General features: G+C 65.2%; 25 protein-coding genes. 10 read left to right on the plus strand and 15 right to left on the minus strand.

The window, feature by feature from the left end; genetic code table 11:
* The first annotated feature begins 18 nt into the window (after positions 1-18).
* Positions 19-1,050 (plus strand): L-idonate 5-dehydrogenase, encoded by a 1,032-nt coding sequence (locus QSV46_RS21905; protein WP_314956375.1) that lies wholly within the window; start codon positions 19-21, stop codon positions 1,048-1,050.
* A 2-nt stretch (positions 1,051-1,052) separates the two neighbouring features.
* Here the strand turns inward: QSV46_RS21905 and QSV46_RS21910 are convergent, their stop codons facing one another.
* A complete protein-coding gene (locus QSV46_RS21910) occupies positions 1,053-1,916 on the minus strand; it encodes a DUF3280 domain-containing protein (RefSeq protein ID WP_314956378.1) in 864 nt (287 codons plus the stop codon).
* Between the two features lie 189 nt (positions 1,917-2,105).
* Between QSV46_RS21910 and QSV46_RS21915 the strand changes: the two genes are divergently transcribed.
* Positions 2,106-3,488, plus strand: a complete 1,383-nt coding sequence (locus tag QSV46_RS21915; RefSeq protein WP_314956381.1) for a HAMP domain-containing sensor histidine kinase — start codon at positions 2,106-2,108, stop codon at positions 3,486-3,488.
* Positions 3,485-4,147, plus strand: coding sequence for a response regulator transcription factor (locus QSV46_RS21920; RefSeq protein WP_314956384.1), 663 nt, complete (start codon positions 3,485-3,487; stop codon positions 4,145-4,147). Before QSV46_RS21915 ends, QSV46_RS21920 begins: the two co-directional genes overlap by 4 nt.
* Before the next feature lie 4 nt (positions 4,148-4,151).
* On the opposite strand, the gene QSV46_RS21925 is transcribed toward QSV46_RS21920, so the two are convergent.
* The gene (locus QSV46_RS21925) at positions 4,152-4,994 is read right to left on the minus strand and encodes a hypothetical protein (RefSeq protein ID WP_314956387.1); all 843 of its coding nucleotides are present in this window, start codon (positions 4,992-4,994) and stop codon (positions 4,152-4,154) included.
* 209 nt (positions 4,995-5,203) lie between these two features.
* Between QSV46_RS21925 and QSV46_RS21930 the strand changes: the two genes are divergently transcribed.
* From QSV46_RS21930 to QSV46_RS21940, 3 genes are read left to right on the plus strand one after another with little or no spacing between them, the layout of a single operon-like run.
* The gene (locus tag QSV46_RS21930) at positions 5,204-6,079 is read left to right on the plus strand and encodes an IclR family transcriptional regulator (RefSeq protein ID WP_314956389.1); all 876 of its coding nucleotides are present in this window, start codon (positions 5,204-5,206) and stop codon (positions 6,077-6,079) included.
* A gap of 36 nt (positions 6,080-6,115) precedes the next feature.
* On the plus strand, positions 6,116-7,084 hold the full coding sequence (locus QSV46_RS21935) for a tripartite tricarboxylate transporter substrate binding protein (RefSeq protein ID WP_314956392.1): 969 nt from the start codon (positions 6,116-6,118) through the stop codon (positions 7,082-7,084).
* A gap of 46 nt (positions 7,085-7,130) precedes the next feature.
* The gene (locus tag QSV46_RS21940) at positions 7,131-8,339 is read left to right on the plus strand and encodes an ABC transporter substrate-binding protein (protein WP_314956395.1); all 1,209 of its coding nucleotides are present in this window, start codon (positions 7,131-7,133) and stop codon (positions 8,337-8,339) included.
* A 31-nt stretch (positions 8,340-8,370) separates the two neighbouring features.
* Here QSV46_RS21940 and QSV46_RS21945 read toward each other — a convergent pair whose 3' ends face one another.
* From QSV46_RS21945 to QSV46_RS21955, 3 genes are all read right to left on the minus strand, one after another.
* A complete protein-coding gene (locus QSV46_RS21945; protein ID WP_409997196.1) occupies positions 8,371-8,640 on the minus strand; it encodes a hypothetical protein in 270 nt (89 codons plus the stop codon).
* A 443-nt stretch (positions 8,641-9,083) separates the two neighbouring features.
* Complete coding sequence (locus tag QSV46_RS21950; RefSeq protein ID WP_314956398.1) at positions 9,084-9,575, minus strand: SRPBCC family protein; 492 nt, start codon at positions 9,573-9,575, stop codon at positions 9,084-9,086.
* On the minus strand, positions 9,575-9,964 hold the full coding sequence (locus tag QSV46_RS21955) for a metalloregulator ArsR/SmtB family transcription factor (RefSeq protein WP_314956400.1): 390 nt from the start codon (positions 9,962-9,964) through the stop codon (positions 9,575-9,577). The genes QSV46_RS21950 and QSV46_RS21955 overlap by 1 nt, the downstream gene beginning before the upstream one ends.
* A gap of 220 nt (positions 9,965-10,184) precedes the next feature.
* Here QSV46_RS21955 and QSV46_RS21960 point away from each other — a divergent pair, with 220 nt between their 5' ends.
* Both QSV46_RS21960 and QSV46_RS21965 read left to right on the plus strand, forming a co-directional pair.
* On the plus strand, positions 10,185-11,678 hold the full coding sequence (locus QSV46_RS21960; RefSeq protein ID WP_314956402.1) for an outer membrane protein: 1,494 nt from the start codon (positions 10,185-10,187) through the stop codon (positions 11,676-11,678).
* A gap of 219 nt (positions 11,679-11,897) precedes the next feature.
* The gene (locus QSV46_RS21965) at positions 11,898-12,959 is read left to right on the plus strand and encodes a serine hydrolase (RefSeq protein ID WP_314956404.1); all 1,062 of its coding nucleotides are present in this window, start codon (positions 11,898-11,900) and stop codon (positions 12,957-12,959) included.
* Positions 12,960-13,023: 64 nt separating this feature from the next.
* Here the strand turns inward: QSV46_RS21965 and QSV46_RS21970 are convergent, their stop codons facing one another.
* Positions 13,024-13,845, minus strand: a complete 822-nt coding sequence (locus tag QSV46_RS21970; RefSeq protein WP_314956405.1) for a porin family protein — start codon at positions 13,843-13,845, stop codon at positions 13,024-13,026.
* Between the two features lie 272 nt (positions 13,846-14,117).
* Positions 14,118-14,822, minus strand: coding sequence for an SDR family oxidoreductase (locus tag QSV46_RS21975; RefSeq protein WP_314956407.1), 705 nt, complete (start codon positions 14,820-14,822; stop codon positions 14,118-14,120).
* Between the two features lie 106 nt (positions 14,823-14,928).
* On the opposite strand from QSV46_RS21975, the gene QSV46_RS21980 reads away from it, so the two are divergent.
* Positions 14,929-15,771 (plus strand): GNAT family N-acetyltransferase, encoded by an 843-nt coding sequence (locus QSV46_RS21980; protein ID WP_314956410.1) that lies wholly within the window; start codon positions 14,929-14,931, stop codon positions 15,769-15,771.
* Positions 15,772-15,789: 18 nt separating this feature from the next.
* Here QSV46_RS21980 and QSV46_RS21985 read toward each other — a convergent pair whose 3' ends face one another.
* The gene (locus tag QSV46_RS21985) at positions 15,790-16,239 is read right to left on the minus strand and encodes a hypothetical protein (protein ID WP_314956413.1); all 450 of its coding nucleotides are present in this window, start codon (positions 16,237-16,239) and stop codon (positions 15,790-15,792) included.
* Positions 16,240-16,520: 281 nt separating this feature from the next.
* On the opposite strand from QSV46_RS21985, the gene QSV46_RS21990 reads away from it, so the two are divergent.
* Positions 16,521-16,802, plus strand: coding sequence for a hypothetical protein (locus QSV46_RS21990; protein ID WP_314956417.1), 282 nt, complete (start codon positions 16,521-16,523; stop codon positions 16,800-16,802).
* Positions 16,803-16,854: 52 nt separating this feature from the next.
* On the opposite strand, the gene QSV46_RS21995 is transcribed toward QSV46_RS21990, so the two are convergent.
* The 7 genes from QSV46_RS21995 to QSV46_RS22025 all read right to left on the minus strand — a co-directional run bounded on the left by QSV46_RS21995 (position 16,855) and on the right by QSV46_RS22025 (position 20,360).
* Entirely contained in the window at positions 16,855-17,136 is a 282-nt protein-coding gene (locus tag QSV46_RS21995) for a hypothetical protein (RefSeq protein WP_314956419.1), read from the minus strand.
* 12 nt (positions 17,137-17,148) lie between these two features.
* Positions 17,149-17,610: a curlin gene (locus QSV46_RS22000; RefSeq protein ID WP_314956422.1), complete on the minus strand. Its 462-nt coding sequence runs from the start codon at positions 17,608-17,610 to the stop codon at positions 17,149-17,151.
* A gap of 42 nt (positions 17,611-17,652) precedes the next feature.
* The gene (locus tag QSV46_RS22005; protein WP_314956424.1) at positions 17,653-18,063 is read right to left on the minus strand and encodes a curlin; all 411 of its coding nucleotides are present in this window, start codon (positions 18,061-18,063) and stop codon (positions 17,653-17,655) included.
* A 26-nt stretch (positions 18,064-18,089) separates the two neighbouring features.
* Positions 18,090-18,482: a curlin gene (locus tag QSV46_RS22010; protein ID WP_314956427.1), complete on the minus strand. Its 393-nt coding sequence runs from the start codon at positions 18,480-18,482 to the stop codon at positions 18,090-18,092.
* Positions 18,483-18,547: 65 nt separating this feature from the next.
* Positions 18,548-18,949, minus strand: a complete 402-nt coding sequence (locus QSV46_RS22015) for a curlin subunit CsgB (RefSeq protein ID WP_314956430.1) — start codon at positions 18,947-18,949, stop codon at positions 18,548-18,550.
* 166 nt (positions 18,950-19,115) lie between these two features.
* Entirely contained in the window at positions 19,116-19,775 is a 660-nt protein-coding gene (locus QSV46_RS22020) for a response regulator transcription factor (RefSeq protein ID WP_314956433.1), read from the minus strand.
* Positions 19,776-20,237: 462 nt separating this feature from the next.
* Positions 20,238-20,360 carry a hypothetical protein gene (locus QSV46_RS22025; RefSeq protein ID WP_314956437.1) on the minus strand — a complete coding sequence of 41 codons (123 nt, stop codon included), beginning with the start codon at positions 20,358-20,360 and terminating at the stop codon, positions 20,238-20,240.
* Positions 20,361-20,362 lie beyond the last annotated feature (2 nt).

Consider the following 20,362-nt stretch of genomic DNA (forward strand, 5'->3'; position numbering starts at 1 on the left):
ACGCCGGAGAAATAAGCCATGCGCGCCGTCGTCATTCACGCCCCGAAGGATCTGCGGATCGACCTCTATCCTGACACGGCGCCCGGCCCGGGCGAAGTCCGCGTCAAGATCGCCAACGGCGGCATCTGCGGCTCCGACCTGCACTACTACCAACACGGCGGCTTCGGCGTCGTCCGCATCCAGCAGCCGATGGCGCTCGGCCACGAGATCGCCGGCGTGGTCGCTTCCGTCGGTGACGGCGTCACCAGCGTGAAGGCCGGGACGCGCGTCGCAGTCAATCCGAGCAAGCCGTGCGGCCAGTGCCTGCATTGTCAGGAGGGTATGCGCAACCAGTGCCTCGACATGCGCTTTCTCGGCAGCGCGATGCGCTTTCCGCACGTGCAGGGCGGCTTTCGCGAATTCATCACGGTCGATGCGACGCAGGCCGTGCCGATCGCCGACAAGCTGTCATTGGCGGAAGCCGCGGTCGCCGAGCCGCTCGCGGTATGCCTGCATGCCGGCAAGCAGGCCGGTCCCCTGCTCGGCAAGCGCGTGCTGATCACCGGCTGCGGCCCGATCGGCGCGCTGATGATCCTGGTCTCGCGCTTCGGCGGCGCGTCCGAGATTGTGGTGACCGACGTCGCCGACGCACCGCTGGCGGTCGCGAACAAGCTCGGCGCCACGCACGCCATCAATGTCGCGTCCAATCCCACCGCGCTCGATCCCTGGCGCGCCGGCAAGGGCGTGTTCGACACCCTGTTCGAAGCCTCCGGCAACCAGGCAGCGCTCCGCGCCGCGCTCGACGTGCTCAGGCCCGGCGCAACGCTCGTGCAGCTCGGCCTCGGCGGCGAGATGACGCTGCCGATCAATGCCATCGTCGCCAAGGAATTGCAGCTTCGCGGCACCTTCCGCTTCGATCCCGAGTTCGAACTCGCGGTACGGCTGATGGGTGAAGGCCTGATCGACGTCAAGCCCCTGATCACCGCCACCATGCCATTCGAGAACGCGGTCGCCGCCTTCGAGCTTGCCAGCGACCGGTCGCAGTCGATGAAGGTGCAGTTGACGTTCTAGAACTATTGGCTCTCGATCAGCCGATCGCTGACGAGCCGGACGGCGCCGCGCTTCCACGAATAGTCTGCGCCGAGGCGCAGGCCGCTGTCGCCGCGTGACACCACGGCGCCGGTTCTGACATTGCGCACCAGGAAGCCGAGCGTGTATTCGGTGCGGCTGACCCGCCGCACCACGCCGATCAGCGACTGATCCGCACCGAGCCTTTGCGCAATTGCCACCTCGCAGCCATCGCAGTCGCGCAAGGCACGCGCTTTCGCCGCCTCGCCAACATCGACGATGCGGTAGCGGCCGGATTGGCCCAGCACCTCGCGCACGCTGGCTGTGACTTCGGCGAGGTAGGACGCATCTGACGTGGCTGAAGCGCCCGCCGAGGCGGCGGTGGTGTCCTCGAGCTCAAAATCGAACACCGCCAGCGCGACCGGAGCGGGTGCGCCGAGCGCAGCCACGACCTCGCGGGACACGAACATCTCGGCGCGCTGCCATGATTCATCATTGTCGCCACGGAAGGTGTAGAGCTTGTCCATCACGAGCTTTTTGGCGTCGACATCGATCACGGCGATCTTGGCCCATTGCACCAGCGTGCTGGTCTTCTGGATGCCGCCGATGATCTTGAAGGCCGCACCGTCCTGGGCCGACGGCACCAGCCGATAGCGCTGATCTGCGCCGATGTCCCGCCTGAGCGCAGTCATGAACGCCGCCAGCCGCCGCTCGTGGGCGGCGGTCTGGTCGGCCGGCTCGGCCGACGTATCGGTATAGCTGAAGTCGTCGATGGCAACGCCAATAGCGGCCTCGGCACCGCCCGGCGATGAGGTCGCGGCAGGGACGAAGAGAAGCAAGGCAGAGAGGATCAACCGGGTGCGGCGCATGAGAACCTCGTGCGATGGAGCGGCGGCGCAATCTGGACGGGCGGATTCAGGCCGCGCAACGGTGCCGGTCCCGGCCAGCACCGGGAAATTTTCACGACGTTGCACCGCAATAAGCGCGACGCTTTCCGCAGCTTGCGTTCTGCCGTTTAATGCGGGAGCGACAATTTCGTTCGCGCCAGGTGCCCGCCGATGTGGAACCGCCCGAGATTCGATCTCAAGGTCCGTTTGACGTTGCGCGTGGCCGCGATATCGGCCGCCTGCTTCGCCGCGATCTCCGCTTATTTCCTCATCACCGCCGACCGCGCAGCCCATACGCGCATCGACGACATCGCGGCCATCGTGGCCAAAACGCTGGAGCTGCAACAGGGCAAGGTCCAGTGGGTACCCAGTCCGCGCTCGGACTTTCCCAACCTTGATCCCGTCTCGGCCTATGTGATGACGCCCGGCCTATGCCTGGCATTCCGTGGCGTGAGCGGCGACATCCTCCAGCGCTTCTGTAGCGGCGCGCCGATGCCGGCGAAGCCGCCGCCCCAACTCTTCGCGGCCTTCTATCGCAGCCTGTTCGACCCCGGCCGCGAGGCGGCACGACCCGTGGTCGTGCGCGGAACGAGGCTCGGCGAGACCGTGGTCACGCTCGATCCGGCCGTGCAGACGGCCGAGGCCTGGCACGAGGCCGGTCGCCTGATGCTCGCGCTTGCGATCGCACTGCCGCTGCTGTGCGTGCTGGTCTACGCCGCGCTCGCGCGGGCGCTGCGCCCGACGCACATGATCGGCACCGGCCTTGCGCGGATCGCCGCTGGCGACCTCACCACGCGACTGCCGCCGTTCGATCTCGCCGAGCTGTCCGCCATCCGCGACGTCTTCAACCATCTCGCCGAAAACCTCGACACGGCGCTGGCCGAGCGCAGCGAGCTGACGCGGAAACTGATCGCGCTGCAGGACGAGGAGCGCCGCTATCTTGCGCGCGAACTGCACGACGAGTTCGGCCAGTCGCTGGCGGCGATCCGCGCGCTGGCCTCCTCCGCCCGCCAGACTGCCGCACAGGACTGCCCTGCCCTGCTCGGCGAATGCGACGGCATCGCGCGAACCGCAACCGGGATGATGGAGACCTTGCGCGGCGCACTGTTCCGGCTGCGCCCGCCCGACGTCGAGGAGCTCGGGCTCGTCGCGAGCCTCGAAGGTCTCGTTGCGGGCTGGAACGGACGCAGTCGTGGCGAGACGCGTTTTTCCATCCGTTTCGACGGCGCGTTCGAGGCCCTGCCGGCTGCGATCAGCGCCAGCCTCTACCGCATCGTGCAGGAGGCCCTCACCAACGCCGCCAAGCATGCCGGCGCAACCAAGGTGAGCCTGGAGTTGGCGATGCGTACCGACGAGATCGCGCTTGCGATCGACGACGACGGACATTCGAGCGAGCCCGCCGCGAAATCCGGAATGGGCCTGCTCGGCATGCGCGAGCGCGTCGCGGCCTTGCGCGGCCGATTGAGCTTCGAGGCCGGACCGCATGGCGGCACGGCGCTACGCGTCACCATCCCCGTCGCCGCCGATCGGCAAGGTCTGGAGCGCGCGGCATGAGCGCGGCCGATGCCACCATTCTGCTGGTCGACGACCATTCCGTCGTCCGCGAGGGCTATCGCTCGGTGCTGCAGAAGCAGCCGGGACTGCGCGTCATCGCCGAAGCCGCCGACGGCGCCGAGGCCTACCGCCTGTTCAAGTCCGAGGCGCCCGACCTCGTCATCATGGATCTGAGCATGCCCGGCATCGGCGGCATCGAGGCGGTCAGGCGGATCAGGCAGTGGGACAAGGCCGCAAAAATCCTCGTCTTCACCATGCACGAGAACGCGGGCTTCGCCGTGCAGGCGATCCGCGCCGGCGCGAGGGGGTACGTCACCAAGACCAGCCCGCCCGAGACGCTGGTGCGCGCCGTGATGGACGTGCTCGCCGGCAGGATCGCCATCAGCCCCGACATCGACCACGAGCTTGCGCTCAGCCGTCTCGCCGGCGAGAGCTCGGCCGCCGACGTGCTCACGCCGCGCGAGTTCGAGGTGCTGCGGCTGCTGCTCGCCGAGAATACGACGGAGGAGATCGCCGAAACGCTGCATGTCAGCCCGAAGACGGTGGCGAACCTGCACTCGCTGATCAAGGACAAGCTCGGCGTCGGCTCCGACATCGAACTGGTCCGGCTGGCGCTGCGCCAGGGGATTTTGACGCAGCTCGATCTCGGCGGGGCCTGATCGCTCAAGCCAGATAGCGCGTAAGATAGCCTTCCATGGCGTAGAGCGCGCAGAGCGCCAGGCTCGACCACACCGCGGCGGTGAAATACAGGAACATCCAGGTCAGCTCGCCCTTCCAGTGCGCGATGTCGTGGGTCACGACCCAGCGCGTCGCGACGTCATGCAGGCCTTCGAGGAAGCCGAGGAACCTGTTGCCTTCGGCGTGCCCTGCCCGCCAGCGGCTGAGATACATCGGCACGTCGACGGTGACGAGGAAGGCGAGGAAGCAGGCGATACCGACGATGCCGGCGATCAACGCCCAGCGCACCACGCCCTGGAATTCCGGCATCAGCCGGCACAGCGCGATGCCGGCAAGGAAGAAGGTCACCGCCCACAGCGAGTTCTCGATCGCGTTGTAAAGGAAGTTGGTGGTGACGACCGCGTACCAGGAGAAGCACTCCGCGATGATGATGATGGGCACGATCACGAGCGCGATGTTCACCGCGGTCTCCGCGCCCGTCATGTGACCCAGCTGATGCAGGATGATCGCCCATTGTGCGACGAAGCACAGCTCGGCTACGGTCGCGACGGTGCGGCCGACGAAGACGCTGGAGAGCCAGGTGTCGAACAGACAGATGCGCTGCACGTCGGCGCGCGGCAGGAACGAGCGGAAGGCGCAGCCGAATACATAGCCCGCGCAGAGCAGGAACATCAGGCCGATGTCGGAGCCGCCGCCAACACTGCCGGCAACCGTCGGATAGAACTCGCGGTACAGCATGAACCAGACGAGGATGTTGGCGCTGCTTACAAGCGTCAACGACCCCCACCACCATGCGAGGGGATTTGACCGCGCCTGCCACTGCAACATGAATCGCTCCGCTGTAATCGATGTGACATCTAGCCGTAATAATGTTGTCACAACAAGCCACGGAATCGCGACCAAAATCTGAGCGCAGCGGCGTGTCCCGCGCAATCCTTCCGCCTCACCCAAGCAACATTATTCGTCCACATAGTGGACGGACAAGCATGCTTTCTAAAAATATTGGACAAATGTCCGACCTCTGTTCATTAGATGCCATGGCCAAAACCGCTTCCAGACCGACCCGCGCCTCCTCGTCCGCCGCCGCGGTACTGGCATCGAGCGCCGACGACGCCGCGTTCGCGACAACGCTGGCAAAGGGTCTCGTGGTGCTCGAAGCCTTCAAGGCAGGTGCGTCGCTGCTCGGCAACATGGAGCTGTCGACGCTGACGGGGATTCCGCGGCCCACGGTGGCGCGGCTGACGCATACGCTCGCCGAGCTCGGCTACCTCCGCTACGATTCCGAGCGCGCCAAGTATCGCGTCGGCGCGCGCGCCTTGCGGATGGCGCATCCGCTGCTCGCCGACATGCAATTCCGTCAGATCGCGCGGCCCATGATGCAGGAGCTGGCGCAGAGCGTGCGCGGCACGGTCTCGATCGGCCTGCTGGACGGGACCTCCATGATCTATGTCGAGACCGCGCGCTCCGGCCATGTCGGTCCGCACGTCCCTGATGTCGGCATGCCCATTTCCGTCGTCATGACGGCGATGGGGCGCGCCGCGGCGGCGACCTTGCCGCAGGCCGAGGCCGCGCTGCTCGAACAGCGCATGGCGGGCGAGGATGCCGAGCTGTGGTCCGCCTTCCGCGACAGGTACCGCGCCGGCCTTGCGCAATGCGCCAGCCGCGGCTTCTGCACCTGCTGGGGCGAGTACATCGCCTCGATCCACGCCGTCGCTGCGCCGCTGTTTCATAGCGGCGAAACCAACCAGGCGTTCTCGATCAATTGCGGCATTCCCGCCTTCCGGCTGCAGCCGGGCCAGCTCGAGAGCGAGATCGGGCCGCGCATCGCGGCGCTTGCCGACAGCATCCGCGCCGTCGCGGGCGCGGCGGGGCCGGCTGAAACACAAAAGCAAAACAAGAGGGCCAGGAGATGAACAAGAACACTGGCGCTCCGCCACCGGGAGGCCGCCATGACCGTTACACGCCGAGCATTACTGGGCACCCTCGCTGTCTCGGCACTTCCATTCTCCACGCGCGCTGAGGAGTCCTGGCCGTCGCGCATGGTGCGGCTGATCTCTCCCTACGGGCCCGGCGGCTCCAACGACATCTCGCTGCGCCTGCTCGCCGAACAGTTCGGGCGCAACCTGCATCAGCAGTTCATCGTCGAGAACAAGCCCGGCGCCGGCACGCGCATCGCCAATGACATGGTGGCGCATGCGCCGGGCGACGGCTACACCCTGCTCTATGTCGCGGCGCCCTATGCCACCGCCGAAGCGCTGTTCGGCAAGCTGACCTACGAGCGCAAGGATCTGCAGCCGGTCGCCATGGCGGTGATCGCGCCGCTGTTCCTGATCATCAGCGCGGACGCGCCGTTCAAGACGCTCCCCGACTTGATCGCCCACGGCAAATCGAAGCCGGACGGACTGACCTTCGCCTCGCCCGGCGCCGGCTCGCAGCCGCATCTTGCCGACGAGCTCCTGTTCCGGGACGCCGGCGTCAAGGGTCTCAACATTCCCTTCCGTGGCGATGCGGCGTCCTACACCGAGCTGCTCGCCGGCCGCGTCGACGCCACGCTGACGGCGCTGCCGACCGCGCTGCCCTACATCCAGAACGGCAAGTTCATCGTGCTCGGCGTCGCTTCGCCCGAGCGCAGCGCGCTCTATCCGCAGGCGCCGACCCTGCGCGAGCAGGGCTTTCCCAACCTGGCCGCCGCCGGCTGGTACGGCTTCATGGCGCCATCGACGACGCCGCGCGCGATCGTCGACAAGCTCCAGGCCGAGGTGCTGCGCGCGCTCGCCGAGCCCGCGATCAAGGACAAGCTGACCGCCCAGGGCCTCGAAGTGCGGCCCGGCACCGCGGCCGAGTTCGGCCGGTTCATCGACAACGAGACACAGAAATGGACCAAGCTGATCCGCGACGCCGGGCTCAAGGGCGGATGACCGCCAAGAACACCGCCGAGAACACCGGCAAGAACAGGGAATGGAAATGAAGCACCGTCTTCGCATCCGCATCGCAGCCTCAGCGCTCGCTCTGGCGGTGTCGATCGCACAAGCCCAGGCTCAGAAGAAATACGATTCCGGCGCCTCCGATACCGAGATCAAAGTCGGACAGACCGTGCCGCTCAGCGGCCCCGCCTCGGCCTACGCCGTGATCGGCAAGACCCAGTCTGCCTATATGAGGATGATCAACGACCAGGGTGGCCTAAACGGCCGCAAGGTGGAGCTGATCCAGTATGACGATGCCTATTCGCCGCCGAAAACGGTGGAGCAGGTCCGCAGGCTGGTCGAAAGCGACGAAGTGCTGCTGACGTTCCAGATCATTGGCACCGCGCCGAACGTCGCGGTCCAGAAATATCTCAACGCCAAGAAGGTGCCGCAGCTCTTCGCCGCGACCGGCGCAGCGCGCTTCACCGACCCGAAGAACTTTCACTGGATCATGGGCTTCAATCCCTCCTACCTCGTCGAGGGCCGGATCTACGCGCAGTACCTCCTGAAGAACCATCCGGACGCAAAGATCGGTGTGCTCTACCAAAACGACGACCTCGGCAAGGACTATCTTGCAGGCCTCAAGGCCGGTCTCGGCGACAAGGCGAAGATGATCGTGGCCGAGACGTCCTACGAGATCACCGAGCCGACGATCGACTCGCAGATCCTGCGCCTGAAGGATGCGGGTGCCGACGTGCTGTTCAGCGCGACAACCCCGAAACAGGCGGCGCAGGCGATCAAGAAGGTGGCCGAAATCGGCTGGAAGCCGCTGCACATCATCGACATCAACGCCTCCTCGGTCAGCGCCGTGCTGAAGCCCGCAGGCCTCGACAACGCCAAAAGCGTCGTCAGCGTCGGCTACGTCAAGGATGCCGCCGATCCCGAATGGAAGGACGATCCCGGCATGAGGCGCTATCTCGCCTTCATGGCCAAGTACTATCCGGACGGCGACAAGGATTCGAACCTGAACGTCTACGGCTACATCACCGCACAGGTGCTGAAGCAATGCGGCGACGACCTCACACGCGAGAACGTCATGCGGCAGGGCGCCAACCTGACGAACGTCGAGCTCGACCTGACGCTGCCCGGAATATCGGTCACGACCACGCCGACCGACTACCGCGTCAACAAGCAGTTTCAGATGGTGCAATTCGACGGCTTGCGCTGGCAGAAGCTCGGCGATGTCGTGACCGACGAGGCGAAGGAGTGAAGCTGCCAGCGCATGAGGTCCGATGCGACGCTCAGCGCCCTTTGGCGCGGCGGCCACCGCTGCGGATGAGTTCGTCGCGCTCCTCGGCATGGCGCTGATATTCGGAGATCGCGCGATTGGCCATGCGGATCCGGTTGGCCTGTCCCTCATCCACCATCACGGCGATACGCTGCGCCAGGAACACGCAGGCTTCGAATTCGTCGCCGATGGCGCCGGTCCGCGCGAGAAAGTCCCACGCAATCTCGTAGGCCTGCTCGGCGGCGGGGTTGCGGTAATCGCTGAAGATAATGTGCGTCATCATCGGCAAAGCCGGAGGGCCACTATCGTTCCTGCCGGTCAAATGTGTCGCGGGCTGCACCGGCCATTTTCCTGTCCTCCATCCGACTGACCTCGTTCCTGCAAACCAACAAGTTGGAGGGATCGTTCCTAGGTAGATAAGACAATGTCTGACGCATGCTGCATATGACGCATGCCGTGGCGACATTCCATCTTCGGACCCGGCGCTAACCTGCGATAGCAGAACATCCAACGCGTTCTCCGCCGGAGCAACGCTGCGCGCGACCCGCGGTTCGCAAAGCGCGTGGCCCAACGCCGGGTTGTAGCTTCGGGCCAGAGACGATGCCGACCTGAGTGCGGCCCCGGCCCTCTCCGCCGGGGCCGCAGTCATCTTTTCGAACGGCTGAGGGATGAACTCAGAACGCGTTCAGATGACCCCGAGAAATCTTTGGGAATGACGACGCTCTCTCATCGCTTCATCCCGCCTACATAGGCCGCGAGCTTGTCCAGCGTCTGGTAGCCGTATTCGACGGCGCCAAAGCCGACCATGCCGTCGCGCTGCTCGGTGCTCGAGGCCAGCTGCCGCATTATCAGAACCGTCTTGCCATTGCTCTGCTCGGCGAAGGTGACGGTGAAGCGGAACATGCCGGGATCCTCGTCCTGGTCGACGCCGTGATCCATCTCCATCAGCGAGGGCCGCTCGATCCGGCGGAAACGCATGCGGTTCGGATAGACGGTGCCGTCGGGGCCGATCATGTTGAAACGCCAGACGCCGCCGACGCGCACGTCGATCTCGAAGGTCTCGACCTTGAAGCCCTTCGGCCCGAACCATTGCGGCAGATGCTTCGGATCGGACCACGCCTCGAACACCAGATCGCGCGGCGCGTCGATCACGCGCGACATCACGATCTCGCGGTCCAGCGACCATTGCGACAAAGCGGGATTGGCAGAATTCGTCATCACTCAGAACCTTTCTTCTTGGTTGTGCGGGACGGCCGCTTGGCGGCCGCCCTCTCCTTCGCCTTCTTGAGCTGCATCACGTAAGCCTCGAGCCGGTCGAGCCGCGCCTCCCAGATCGCGCGCTGCTGCTGGAACCAGTCTTCCGCGCCGACAAGCGCGTCCGGGCTGAGGCGGCAGGTACGCACGCGACCGGACTTTTCGGATTGGACGAGCCCGCTCGCCTCCAGCACCCGGATGTGTTTCATGAAGCTCGGCAGCGCCATCTCAAAGGGGTCGGCGAGCTCGCCGACCGATGCTTCGCCGGCGCACAGCCGCATCACGATCGCCCGCCGCGTGGGATCGGCAAGGGCCGCGAAAACCTGGTCGAGACGGGATAATTGGTTAGCCATGAAGCTAACTATAATCCAGGCCTTGGCATTGTCAACAATTGTTATCCTTGCGGCTAAGTTTATCTCGGGTCGAGCCCCAAGGATCGAAAACAGCGAACCGAAATTGCTTGGGCTGTGGCAGCGCCGCCACAGCCAGCAACTCCTTACTTGTGGTCAAATGCAGCCAATTGATTTCTCGATTCCACGTGTCGCGGCGATGCCGCCTGCAGGCATATTTGAAATGACAATCGCACTGAAACGGATTGGCCTGCCGGCGACGATACTGCTGGCATCGGCCTTCGGCGCATCGGCTGCCGATCTCCCCGTCAAATACAAGGCGCCGCCGGCTGAGCTCTGGAGCTGGAGCGGTCTCTATGGCGGCGTCAACGCCGGCTACAGCTTTGGTAGGGATACGTTTGATCAAGCTCTCGCAGGCGTTCCTCCCGGACGCGAGCAGGCGGCCCCAGGACGGGTTCTGCCGACGGGCGGCGTCTTCGGCGGCCAGCTCGGATACAACTGGCAGGCCGGCCGCTGGGTGCTGGGGCTGGAGGGCGACGCCCAGTGGACCGGCCAGCGCGACCGCGGCTGCGGCGGCTTCGAGTGCATTCAGAATTACAATGCCGAGGTCGGCGCCGCGAGCGTGCATCACGAGCTCGAATGGTTTGCAACGGCACGCGCCCGCCTGGGCCTCGCCAATGCCGGTTACCTGCTCTACGTCACCGGCGGCGCCGCCTGGGCGGGCCTGCGCGAAACCGCGACACTCCAATTCGACGACTCCGTTGCCTCGTCGACGGTCAGGAACACGGTCGGCGGCTGGGTGCTCGGCGGCGGTATCGAGAGCCGGCTCTGGCAGAACTGGACGATCAAGTTCGAGTATCTGCATCTCGATTTCTCCCCGACGACCACGACGACGAACATCGCCACAACCGCGGGCCTGCTGCCGTTCAACGAGACCAACACCGTGCGCAGCCACGTCACCGACAACATCGTCCGCGTCGGCCTCAATTACCGGCTGTGGAATACCCAGGCCGCGGCACCGCTGCCGGTCGATCCCGCGGCGAACGCCTGGCGCTGGACAGGCGCCTATGGCGGCCTCAACGGCGGCTACGGGGTCGGCAACACCTCGTTTCGTGAATTCAAGTTTTTCGACCCGGCGGCGCCGCCGCTGTTCGGCGAACTCACCCATTACATCTCTTCGTTCGCGCCGCAGAAGGTGTCCCCGCAGGGCGCGCTCGGCGGCGGCCAGCTCGGCTATAACTGGCAGTCGGGCGCTGTCGTGCTGGGCGTCGAGGGTGACGCGCAATGGAGCGGCCAGAAGGACACCGCTTGCGCCATGAGCTGCTTTGCAACCGGCGGCCCGATCGAGACCGTTACGCAACGCTTCAACTGGCTTGCGACGGTGCGCGGGCGGCTCGGCTATGCCGACCGCGGTTATCTCCTGTTCGTGACAGCAGGCGGCGCATGGGCCGAGGTCGAGGAGACCGACGTATTCTCGGGCGCGGCGGTCTACAGCTCGACCTTCAAGCAAACCAAAGGCGGCTGGGTCGCCGGCGGCGGCATCGAAGCCTGGCTGCTCGGCAACTGGACCGGAAAGATCGAATATCTCCATGTCGATCTCGGCAGCTTCAATCACACATTCGCCACACCGGATCCGGGCTTTCCGACCATGGGCACCCGGTCCACCGTACGCAACGACATCATTCGCGTTGGCGTGAACTACAAGCTCGGCGGTTAAAGCAGCGGGCGGAACTTTCAACGCGCAATTGTGAATTGAGCTTGGAGGCGGTTTGCCGGTACGACCGATGCCGGGGCGTCGGCAGTCTGTTCATCCAAGCACGTGTCCTCTTTTGTTCTCCCAGAATCTCGTTCGATCACCCGGCGGGGCTTCGCCAAGGCGGCTCTGCTTCCGCTTGCGGTCACCCTCGCGCCACACGAGGCCGCGGCGGATTCCGACATGATCGCGCAGATGCGCGACATCGTCGCCGCGGAACTGGCGCCGACGGCGACCTCGAGCCATCCGGGCGGCCTCGCCGCCGCGCTCTATGCGGGCCGTCATGTCGAGTTCTTCAGCTACGGTTTCGCTGACGGCGGCAGCAAACGGCCGGTGACGCCGGACACGCTGTTTAACCTCGCCTCCTTGCGCAAGCCCTTCGAGGCAGCGCTGGTGGCGCTGGGAGCGCTTCGCGGTGAATTGCGGCTCGACGATCGCCTGCCGAAATATCTGCCCAAGCTCACCGGAGACTATGTCCGCCGCGTCACAATCGGCCAGCTCGCCACGCACACGTCAGGCATTCTGCTTTCGACCGATCATCCGCCCTGGCCGAACGACTCCTTCACGCGGGCACAGTTCATCGACTTGTTCAACGCCTGGACGCCGCAGGCCGGCGAAGCGCCCGGCAAGCAGCGAATCTACAGCCATGCCTGTTACGTCCTGCTTCAGCTCGTGCTCGAGCGCTGCTACGGCGCTCCGATCGCGACGCTGTTCGAGCAGCGCATCTTCGAACCACTCGGCATGACCGCAACTTCGTTGCCCGAACGCGGCGAAGACAACCGCGCCGTCATAGATACCGCGTGGATGCAGCGCGTGGTCCAGGGCTATTCGGATCAGGGCACGGTGATCGGCCCGCCCGGCAACCAGCAAAGCTATTTTGACTTTCCCGGCACCGGCCAGATGTTTTCGTCGCCGCGGGATCTTTCGGCCTTCGTTTCGGCTTGTGTCGACGGCCGCGCGCTCGATCCGCAGTTGCGCGAGGCGCTGCGGATGACGCTACGCGAGGCCTTCCGCGTCGACGAGAAATTCGGACAAGGCATAGCCTGGGAGACTGTCCATCTTCCCGGCGCCACCATCATCGACAAGCCGGGCGGCCTCAACAACGCCTCCGGCTATCTCGGCCTCGTGCCGGCGCGGCGGATCGGCATCGTGCTGCTGGCCAATCGCGGCGAATATCCGCACGAGATCGCCCGCTACAAGATCCTGCCCGCGCTGGCCCGCCTGGTGGCATCGCACGCTGGCTAACGACGCAACAGAAAGCCCCAGCCGAGCCGGGGCTTTCCACGCCAGATCCCGAACGGGGTCAAGCTCAGTATCTGGCGACGACAGGGCCGCCGAACTTATAGTTCACGCCGACGCGCACGATGTTCGACTTGATGTCGACAGAGTGGGTGAAGACGTTGCTCGGGAACGCGCCGCCAAGCAGATTGGCGCTCGTCACGGTGCTGCGGCCGAGATCGACATAGAGATATTCGGCCTTGAGCGACCAGCCGCCGCCGAACGCATATTCGGTGCCCACACCAGCGGTCCAGCCGAGGCGGGTGTCGCGGATCGCGGCCGATTCCGTCGCCGAAGCGAACGTGTCGGTGAAGTTGAAATTAACCTTCACCTCCGCGATGGCTGCGCCGCCCGTGGCGTAGAGCAGCCAGGTCGGAGCGGCGAGGAAGCCGATGCGGCCGCGGATGGTGGCGAGCCAGTCGGCCGAGACCTGCGACGACACCGTAAATCCGGTCGGTGCGCAGCAGGGATAGAGCGCCGAGCCGGACGCACTGCCCTTGAACCCGAAATAGTTGATGTCGCCTTCGAGGCCGAGCACGGCCTGGTTGACCTGCCAGTTATAACCGGCGGTGAAGCCTCCGGTCACACTGGAGCTGTTGACCCGCTGGGCACCGGCTGCTGCAATCGCAGAAACACTGGCGCTCGCGAAATAGCCGGGGGGATCGAACACGGTCGAGGTGGCCGGATCGGCGCTGCCCCATTGTCCGCCGACATTGGCGCCGACATAGAATCCGGTCCAGTTGTAAGCCGCTGCCATCGTCGACGCCTTGGTGTAGTGCGCCGCGAGATCCGCCGCGGACACGGTCGCTGTGCCCAAGACAATCGATGCGACCGCCAGCAAAAACGTCTTCATTCCAGTCTCCTTGCCCCGCGCGACAAAACTCGCGTTTCGAATGCGCGCGAGCGAAAGGCATCCGGCGCAGATCGGGCATAGGCCGCCGGTCCCGTGCCGTCTTGGGCTGCGGCGAAGTTCATAGGGACTGTGACGTAGTGTGAGCCGTGCGGCGCGCGAACGCGTGACTGGTGTGACCGAGGGGCCACGCGCCATCCCTCATCCGCGGCGCACGACGCACGGCCGTGTCGCGTCGCGACAAGAGCGCGAAGCGCGATTCGACTCTCCGCATCTCAGACCGAGCGCGTCAGCCCGCCGTCGACGCGGATGTTCTGCCCGGTGATGTAGGCCGCGCCGTCGGAGGCGAGGAACGCGACGGTCGCCGCGATCTCCTCGACCTTGCCGTAGCGCTTCATCGGCACGCTATCGCGACGCGCATCCAGCTGCGGCAGGCTGTCGATCCAGCCCGGCAGCACGTTGTTCATGCGGATGTTGTCGGCGGCATGCGTGTCGGTGAAGATCTTGGTGAAGGCGGCAAGGCCTGCCCGGAAGACCGCCGAGGTCGGAAACATCGCGCTCGGCTCGAACGCCCAGGCGGTCGAGATGTTGATGATGGCGCCGGCCTTCTGCGCCTGCATCACCGGCGTCACCAGCCGAGTCGGCCGGATCACGTTGAGCAGATAGGTGTCGAGACCGGTATGCCACTGCTCGTCGGTAATCTCGGTGATGGGCGCGCGCGGGCCGTGGCCCGCGCTGTTGACGAGCACGTCGATGCGTCCCCATCTGGCCATCGCGCCGTCAACAAGGCGCTTCAGATCGTCATTCGAGTTGTTGGAGCCGGTGACGCCGAGGCCGGCGAGCTCGGCCGCCAGTGCCTCGCCCTTGCCGGAGGACGACAGGATCGCGACGCGAAAGCCGTCGGCCGCGAGCCGGCGCGCAGCCCCTGCCCCCATGCCGCTGCCGCCTGCCGTGACGAGTGCGACCTTCTCTGCTGCCATGACCGATCATCCCCTGCGATATCGTTGAGGCGAGCCGCGGCCCGGCCTATCATCAGGCCTTCTACCGCCGAACCCGCCGGCAGGTCCACCGCCGAGAGCATTCGTCATGAGCGATCTGCAGATTCGCAATTTGCGCCCCGAGGAGGTTTCCCTCGCGATCGATTGGGCCGCGGCCGAGGGCTGGAATCCGGGCCTGGCGGACGCCGCCTGCTTCGCGATTCCCGACGCGAAAGGTTTCTTCGTCGGCGAGATCGACGGCCAGCCGGTCGCGACCGTCTCCTGTGTCAACTACGATGATCGCTTCGCCTTCCTCGGCTTCTACATCGTGCGCTCAGGCTATCGCGGTTCGGGCCACGGCTTACGCATCTGGAACGCCGCACTCGCGCATGCGGGTGCTCGCGTCATCGGGCTCGACGGCGTCGTGGCGCAGCAGGACAATTACAAGAAATCCGGCTTCGGGCTTGCCTACGCCAACATCCGCTACGGCGGCATCGTCGCCGCGCCGACGAAGCCGCCCGCCGATGTCGTCGCACTCGACCAGATCCCGTTTGCGTTCGTTGAAGCCGATGACGCGACCGTCTTCCCGGCTAGGCGCAGCGCCTTCCTGCGCGCCTGGATCAACACGCCGGGCCATGTCGGTCGCGCGCTGCTGCGCGACGGCAAGCTTGCCGCATGGGGTGTGATCCGGCCCTGCCGGACCGGCTGCAAAATCGGCCCGCTCGTTGCCGACGGCCGCATGGCGGCGGAGGCAATCGTGCAGGCCCTGCTGGCAAGCGTAGGCGGCGGCGACATCTCCCTCGATGTTCCGGCCGTCAATCGCGAGGCCATCGCGCTCGCGGAGTCGCTCGGGCTCAAGCCTGTATTCGAGACGGCGCGGATGTACACGGGACCAATCCCGCCGCTGCGGATCGACCGCGTCTTCGGCGTCACCAGCTTTGAGCTGGGCTAGCTGAGCGGACGACGCCGCTCAGTAGCAGCGCATGATGTTGACGGTGTGCTCGGCGCCACCGCGGCCGGGCACGGTCACCTGCTCCGTCGGACAGCTCGGCACATAAGGCCGGTCGGACGGAACGACGTTCGGCGGAAAGCGATGCGTCCAGTCCCAGGGAACGTCATAGGTGTAGGTGTAGCGCACGTCGGTCGAGACCGGCTGCCCGGCATCGGCGAAGGGCTGGCCGTAGCCTGCGTTGTCGTAGAAGAAGCCGCCGCCGCCCGGCCAGTAGACCCAGGGCGTGTTGCGGCCGCGGAACCGGGCGCCCGGCCCGATCGGCGCACGCGCGTGCGCCGTCGGCGCGGCAGCGGTCGTGACGCCATGCGGTGCGCCGCCGCCGGTCCTTGCAAAACTGTCACTGGCGGCAAGAAGCAGCGCGGCTGCGCTGAACGAGGCGACGAGCGCCCCATATGATCTGGACATCATGATACGCACCAACTCGTTTGGCTTCGGCGGCTCCCCACCGCACGCTAGGCCGGGCTGTCGCCCACCCGCAAACGTATAATTAATTATTGGTTAAGACACGGGATTAGGCGGGAACAGGGTGCGGCAAGACGCCCGCAATTCCCGGCTCATTTCGGGCTCGTCGTTCCCGGGAACGACCTTCATAACCTGTTGATCGGAGTTGATCGCGCCGGTCGCCCAAGCCCGGAACGCTCCCGCATCGCGGTCGTTGGCCCCCGACAAGAAAGCAAGGAGCATCCTCAATGCAGAACAAGTCAAAACTCCTCTGCCTGATTACGGCATCACTCATTGCGGGCACCACGGCCGCATCGGCGCAGGGCTACAGCTGGAACGGACCGCGCGCAGGCTGGGACCGCACCGCCCCCGGCTACGAGCCGGTTCAGCCGCACGCCTACTATCCGGAAGCCACTGGGCCGTATGGCGCACTCAACGGCTCCAACCATCCGGCGCCGAGTTCGACACAGGGCGATGTCGGCCCGGAAGGCAACAACAACGGCACACGGACCGGCGTCTATCGCTGGTAACGCCGCCCAGTTCGAGGGCCCATCGTCCACGCGGACAGTGGGCCTTCGTGCGTCAGCGGCCCTGCTGCTTGCGCAGCCAGTCGAGCATGTCCTGCGCATTGCCGCTGCCCTGCGTCACGATGACGGTGTTGCCGCCACTGCGACGATAGACGGTGGTGCGCCCGGGCTCCTTGTCGATCCTGACTTCGGCCTGTGCGGGATCGCCGCTTTGCGTGATCGTCGCCGTTCCGTTTTCGTCCTGGACCGATGTGGTGTGGCCGTCGCCGGCCCCGGCCGGCGCCATCGCGACGGCGCTCATGAATCCTATTCCGGATGCCAGCAGAAGCAAGCGCATGTCACACCTCCATCATCGGCCGAACTGGAAGATCGCCAGCCAATTGAAACGTCCGAACTGCCTCACCGCTCCCGAGTTCATGTCACCGACCTGGAGCAGGAGCGCATTGGTGGAATTGCCGATCTGGGTGATCTCGGCGGTGTTGCTCAGGCCGGACTGACCGATGGCGGCATTGGTGGTGCCACCCACCTGGATCACATTGGCATAGTTGCGCGTGCCGTTCTGGATGATCGTCGCATCCACCGTGCCGGTCCCGCCGATCTGGATGACGCGCGCGACGTTGACTCGGCTGTTCTCCTCGATCGTGACGGGTTGAACGTTGTCGCCGAACTGCACGATCGTCTCGATGCTGACGGCCCGGTTCGTCGTCCCGCGCTGGATCGATCCGGCCGACGCCTGCGTCGCCGAGCCGATGGCGGCAAGCAATGCCGCAGCGGCCAGAACCTGCTTCAGCACATCTCTGCAAAATTGCATCGCGCTTCCCCGCTGGTTCCCGACGCCGATGAGTTCGCGTCTTTACGGACCGGCCTGGACGATCGTCGACGCATTGACCGCGCCGAACTGCGCCACGGTACCGGTGTTCATGGCGCCGAGCTGCGACACCAGACTGGTTGCCGACTGGCCGGTCTGGCCGACGAAGGCGAAATTGTTGATCCCGGTCTGCCCGACCGATGCGGAATTCGTCCCGCCGAATTGCAGAACGCCCGCGGCGTTGCTGGTGCCGTTCTGGTTCACAGTCGCGCTGGTGCTGCCGCCGATCATGAACACGCCCGCCATGTTGAGCTGGCTGTTCTGATTCAGCACGACCGGCGGTCCGCCGATAGACACGATGGTCTTGATGTCGGCGGTCTGCGCTCTCGCAGACGCGGCGCTGGCCAGGTACAGAGCGAGCGTTGCGGCACATGCGCCGCCCAAATAGCGTTTCATGACATGCCTCACCACTTCACGCCTGCTCAGGGCGTCTGCTGGAGAATGGTCGAGCCGTTCAGGATTCCGAGCTGCCCGACACCGGCCATGTTGTTGGCGCCGATCTGGCCGATCAGATTGGAATTGGAGCCGCCGATTTGGCCGGTCAGCGCCGTGTTGGACGCCGTCGCGGTGGTGCCGCCCTGACCGGTCACCGCGGTGTTGACGGTGAGGAGTGAGCCCGTCTGCAAGGTGGTCGCCGTATTGGTCGCGCCGAACTGCATCGTCGTGGCGCTGTTGCTGGTTGAGCCCGCCTGCGAAATGAATGAGCTGTTGGTCGCGCCGAACTGCAGCACGCTGGCCGAGTTGCCGGCCTGCGCATCGACGGCGGTCAACGCAGTGAGCGTGATGGCCGTCGCAACGAGATAGGTGATCCGCATGTGATGTCCTCCGCCAGATTGGGCCGGACGCGCCGAGCTGTGACGCGTCCGGTCGACGAGGTGGTTCAGTGCGCCGTCTGCGAGACGGTGCTCGTGTTGATGCCGAAACCACTGAGCTGGCCGACACCGGCGGAGTTGTTCTGGAGCGCGGCGGGCCCGAACGAATTCTGGGTGATCCCGCTGGTGTTGTTGCCGAACGCCACCTGGCCGGTGGTCGCCGAGTTCTGCACGCCGGCCTGGTTCACGGTGCTGGCGTTGTTGAGCGAGGGCGAGCTCGTGCCCTGCATGGTGCTCGCACCGTTCAGAATGCCGACCTGGGTGGTCGACGAACTGGAATTGGTGAGGCCGTTCTGCGTGACGCTCGAGCCGTTGACGACGCCGAGCTGCACCGTGGTCGAAGTATTGGCAGCCTGAGCCGCGGAAGACAGGGCGAGCACGGCAACGGAAGCAAAAAACAATTTGCGCATGGAGTATCCCTTTCTGGCCAAGTTGTCTGACTGGTTTCAGATGGCGGTCTGGAATGCGGCCGACATCGTGGGATGACTCTGAACCGATGGTGCTCGATGCGATAGACTGCAGTTCATGTTAGTTGGTACGGACTAGACGCCGCGCGGTGTGTCACCACGCGCAGCCCTAGATTTGCGACTGTCCCGCACCGGCGCGTGCCGCCGCCGCGTCGCGCTCGATGCTGTCGACCAGCCGCACCACTTCGATCGGCGAACGCAGCTCCAGCTTTCGCATCATCCGCGCGCGATGGACTTTCACCGTCACCTCGCTCACGCCGAGCCTTGCCGCGATCTGCTTGGCAACCAACCCCTCTGCCATCAGCAGCATGATCTCGCGCTCCCTTGTCGTCAGCGTCTCGACGCGCTGCCGGGCGTCGCGCACCGCGTCTTCGCGCTGCATCCGCCTGCGGTCGCGCTCGATGCCATGCCGGATCGCGTCGAGGATCTCCTGCTCGCGAAACGGTTTCGGCAGAAATTCGACCGCGCCGCGCTTCATCGCCTCGACCGAGACACGCACATCGGAATGGCCGCTGATGAAGACGATCGGAATCGCCACACCCGTCTCGGCCAGCCGGCGCTGCAGCTCGAGACCGGTCGGCGAGGTCCCGGGAAAGCGAACGTCGAGCACGAGGCACGATGGTCCGCCGGAAAGACTCTCCGCAAGGAATTCGTCGGTCGACGCAAACAACTTCACCTGGTGTCCGGTCTCCTCGCAGAGACTTCCAATCGCGGTTCGAATCTGGATCTCGTCGTCAACGACGTAAACTGTGGCTTGAGCCGAACTCATGGCAGCGGACTCCCCGGCTTAGGGGCTCGATGAGCAAGCAACGAGCCCTGCCTTCTTCTTGCAAGCGATAACAAGGTGCTTGATCGAATTCGCAGGCATCGAGCGAATAGCGTCGGTCCATCGGCTCGATGTCTTAGGGCCAACACGCCGTGAAGACGAGTGAAGGCGTTCACATATCGGGCTTCGTGATGGCAGGGACTCAATCCCGCTGCGGGCCGAAGCGCGGCGAGATGCGGCATCGGGAATGCGGCAATCCGGCTTCCTGGCCGCGGTATCGCCGACCGCGTCATGGCATCGCCGCCCATGCGCCGACTTCAACGCCGACGACCGGCCGCTTCGGCCGGATCATACGGGACGTTCAGTCAGCTTATCGAGTTCGATACCGCGCGCACCATATCGATACGCTCCGTATGCATCCTCAGCAAATCACGAAAAGTCGCAGCCTTGTCCTTTACTTCTGGATCATTCGACGCGCCCGACCGTCGCCCCGGCCACGACGACATACTGACGATCGATATTGCTTTGGACCTTTTGCAACCACAGCGCGACCTCGATCCGTGCCGCCGACGAGGCCATTTCAAGCACGC

Source organism: Bradyrhizobium cosmicum, assembly GCF_032290525.1.
GTDB classification, from domain to species: Bacteria; Pseudomonadota; Alphaproteobacteria; order Rhizobiales; family Xanthobacteraceae; genus Bradyrhizobium; species Bradyrhizobium cosmicum_A.